The organism is Sulfitobacter sp. HI0129, from assembly GCF_001635395.1.
In the GTDB taxonomy this organism is placed as follows: domain Bacteria; phylum Pseudomonadota; class Alphaproteobacteria; order Rhodobacterales; family Rhodobacteraceae; genus Sulfitobacter.
This window is the reverse complement of the sequence record NZ_LWGH01000766.1, coordinates 1-3,008: the sequence shown is the minus strand read 5'-3', so window position 1 is coordinate 3,008 and position 3,008 is coordinate 1. Positions and strand designations below refer to the sequence as shown.

Annotated in this window: 5 protein-coding genes; all 5 read left to right on the top strand. The window is 62.3% G+C overall.

Annotation, left to right across the window (positions count from 1 at the left end):
• The coding region (locus A3764_RS18760; protein ID WP_150122295.1) for a TrbI/VirB10 family protein at window positions 1-501 on the top strand (501 nt) is incomplete at its 5' end.
• A 4-nt stretch (window positions 502-505) separates the two neighbouring features.
• Window positions 506-1,492: an ATPase, T2SS/T4P/T4SS family gene (locus A3764_RS18755; RefSeq protein WP_067923875.1), complete on the top strand. Its 987-nt coding sequence runs from the start codon at window positions 506-508 to the stop codon at window positions 1,490-1,492.
• On the top strand, window positions 1,489-1,683 hold the full coding sequence (locus tag A3764_RS18750; RefSeq protein ID WP_012187154.1) for a DUF4177 domain-containing protein: 195 nt from the start codon (window positions 1,489-1,491) through the stop codon (window positions 1,681-1,683). Before A3764_RS18755 ends, A3764_RS18750 begins: the two co-directional genes overlap by 4 nt.
• On the top strand, window positions 1,680-2,090 hold the full coding sequence (locus A3764_RS18745; protein WP_067923877.1) for a hypothetical protein: 411 nt from the start codon (window positions 1,680-1,682) through the stop codon (window positions 2,088-2,090). The genes A3764_RS18750 and A3764_RS18745 overlap by 4 nt, the downstream gene beginning before the upstream one ends.
• Window positions 2,091-2,102: 12 nt before the next feature.
• On the top strand, window positions 2,103-3,008 hold a 906-nt coding region (locus A3764_RS18740; protein ID WP_067951944.1), incomplete at its 3' end, for a type IV secretion system protein.

The window sequence follows — 3,008 nt, the reverse complement described above, 5'->3', positions numbered from 1 at the left end:
GAAACTGCCCTTGACAGCTCCCTGCCCGGCCAGACCCGTGCCGTGGTGTCCGAGGATGTCTACAGCGTCGATGGCGTGGGCCTCTTGATCCCCCGAGGATCGCGTCTCATCGGGCGCTACCGCGCTGGCGTCGATATCGCGCAGCGCCGCGTCACGATCGCCTGGGACCGGATCATCCTGCCTGACAATCAGACCGTCCAGATCAGCTCCTTCGGAGGTGATGAACTGGGCCGTTCTGGCGTCACCGGCCTCATAGACACACGCTTCGCCGAGCGTTTCGGGTCGGCCGCCCTGATCTCGCTGATCTCGGCCGCGCCAAGTGCCGCCGCCTCCGAGGTTCAGGATGAGACTGCCGCCGACGTTCTCGAAGACGTTGGCGATGATCTGGCAGATGCCACGGACAGCGTCATTGGCGATTACCTCTCCATCGGCCCCGTCATCTATGTCGACCAGGGCGCCCGCGTCACCGTCATGGTCGACCGCGATCTGGAGATATTCTGAGGCCATGTCGCTGAGCTATCTCGAAACCTCCCTCGACAGGATCGACGCCGCCGCCCGCGACGATGTCATCGAGATCTGCATCAATCCAGACGGGACCTGCTGGGGCGAATTCCAGGGCGATCACTTCATGCGCGCGCTGGATCAAAGGCTGACGGGCGTTCAGGTCAGGGACCTCGGCAACCAGATCGCCTCCTCTGCCAATACCACGATGAGCAAGGACCGCCCCATCGTCTCGGTCTCGATCACCTACAAGGGACGCCCGATCCGCGCACAGGTCATCACCCCGCCCGCCGTGCTCTCGGCCATGTCGATCAGCCTGCGGTTCTTCTCGAGCCTGCCACTCGAGGGCATCGCACTCGATTTCCTCTACGGAAAAGAGCGCAAGCTCGAAGACCTGCGCGTCGAAAAAAAGCGCGCCTTGCGCGCCGTGGTGGCTGCCGGATTGATCGATGATGCGCTTGCCTTCTGCGTCGAGAATAAACTCAACATGATCGTCTCGGGTGGCACCTCCACCGGCAAGACCGTCGCCGCGCGCAAGATCCTCTCTCACGTACCGGCCGAGGAACGCATCGTCACCATCGAAGAAGCCGCCGAGCTTCTGCCGACCCAACCAAATGCCGTGACCCTCATCGCCAATCGCGACGCGGAATTCCAATCCGCCGATGTGCTCCTCACCGCGACGCTGCGCATGCGCCCCGACCGGATCATCCTCGGCGAGGTGCGCGGCAAGGAGGCCATGACCTTCCTCGAGGCGATCAACACCGGTCATGGCGGCTCCATGACCACGCTCCATGCCGAAACCCCGCAACTGGCCGTCCAGCGGCTCGCGATCGCAGCACTCAAAACCGAGATCCCGATGACCTATGCCGACATGATCCAATACATCGAGAATTCCATCGACGTGATCATCCAGGCTGGGCGCCACGACGGCAAACGCGGCATCACGGAATTCTACCTCCCCGGCGCAACCGAGATCGGAACTTCCCCATGAAGACGTTTGAATACAATATCCTGTCCTTTCCCATGACCCGCAAGACCAGCCTCTCCGACATGCAGGCCAGCCTGAACGAGAAGGGCGCAGACGGGTGGGAGGTGGTGTCGATCAGCACTTCGGAATTTGCCAATATCGGGCACACCGTTTTCCTGAAGCGCGAAACCACACCCGCTGGAGCCACGGCATGAGGCAGGCGCAGCACCTCGCCTTGGCCGCGCTGGCCCTAAGCCTGAAGCCTACCTTCGCCGTTGCCGAGCGCAACCTAGTGCCGACCCTCGAGCGCAGCTTTGACGTCTGTTCGGACCGGCACGCCGAGCCCATCTGGATGCAGGAGATCCCCCTGCGCCAAGCCTATCAGCGGGTTCTGGTTCAGGACATCTATCGCGCCCAGAATCTCGAGCGGGTCGTCGAGATCGGCAACTGCGACTGCGCGACCCGGTTCCCGTCCTGGGACGCGGCCGAGGCGATGTTTCGGGAGAGCTACGCGAGCGACGAACGGTGGGAAATGCTCGAAGCCTCGGAAGGCTACAATCGCCGCGCCAACGCCGCCCGAACTGCCGCCAAGGCCATCTGCGACGCCGCAGGCAATTGGTAAGGCAGTCCCGCGATGAGTGTCGTCACCTACGTCGTTGAAACCTCCCAAGCCTATCTCGACACCGCCGCTGAGACCCAGTTTGGTGCGGTTGCGGCAACGGTCGGCACGCTCCTGGTTTTGGGGACAACGCTGGTGGTGATCCTCGTCGGCATCAACATGATCTATCAATACCGGGCCATGGATGGGCACACGGCCTTTTGGCTTGCGGTCAAGATCGGGCTCATCGGGATATTCGCGACCAATTGGGTGCAGTTCAACGCCTTCTCGTCTGCCATTCTCTATGGGATCGACAGTATTGCAGGCGCCCTTGTGGCCTCCGTCGGCGGCGGCAGCCCTGGCCCCTCAGGCACCTTCGCCGAAGAATTCGACCGCCTGATCGCGGAACTGGGCGACTATCTGAACGCTGCCGGGTCCGAGCTGAACTGGATGGCCGGCGCCATGCTCGACATCGTCGGTGTTCTTCTGCTCTCGATCCTCGGCGGGCTGGCCGCCTTCATCCTCGTGGCCTCCCGCCTGATGATCGCGCTCCTGATCGGGATCGCCCCGGTGATGATCTTCCTGACCCTCTTCGAGGTCACCAAGGATTATTTCGCGCGCTGGTTATCCGCGCTTATCTCCTTCGCGATCTACCCGATCGTGGTCGCAGGTGTCTTCGCGACCATCACCGGGGTGGCCTCGGCTCTCATCGGCGAGTTGGGTGATCCGGAAGGGGCTTCCAACATTGGTGCCCTTCTCCCCTTCTTCATGATGGTCCTCATGGCCAAAGGGTTCATCATCGCAACACCCTTCATCGTCCGCGCGATCTCCGGCAACATCATGATGCCTGCCCTCTCCGGAGGCCTCGGTGGCGGATACAGTTTCGCCCGCGCCGCCATGGGAAGCCAGCAGGCCTACAACCGCTACCTAATTGGAGGCGCA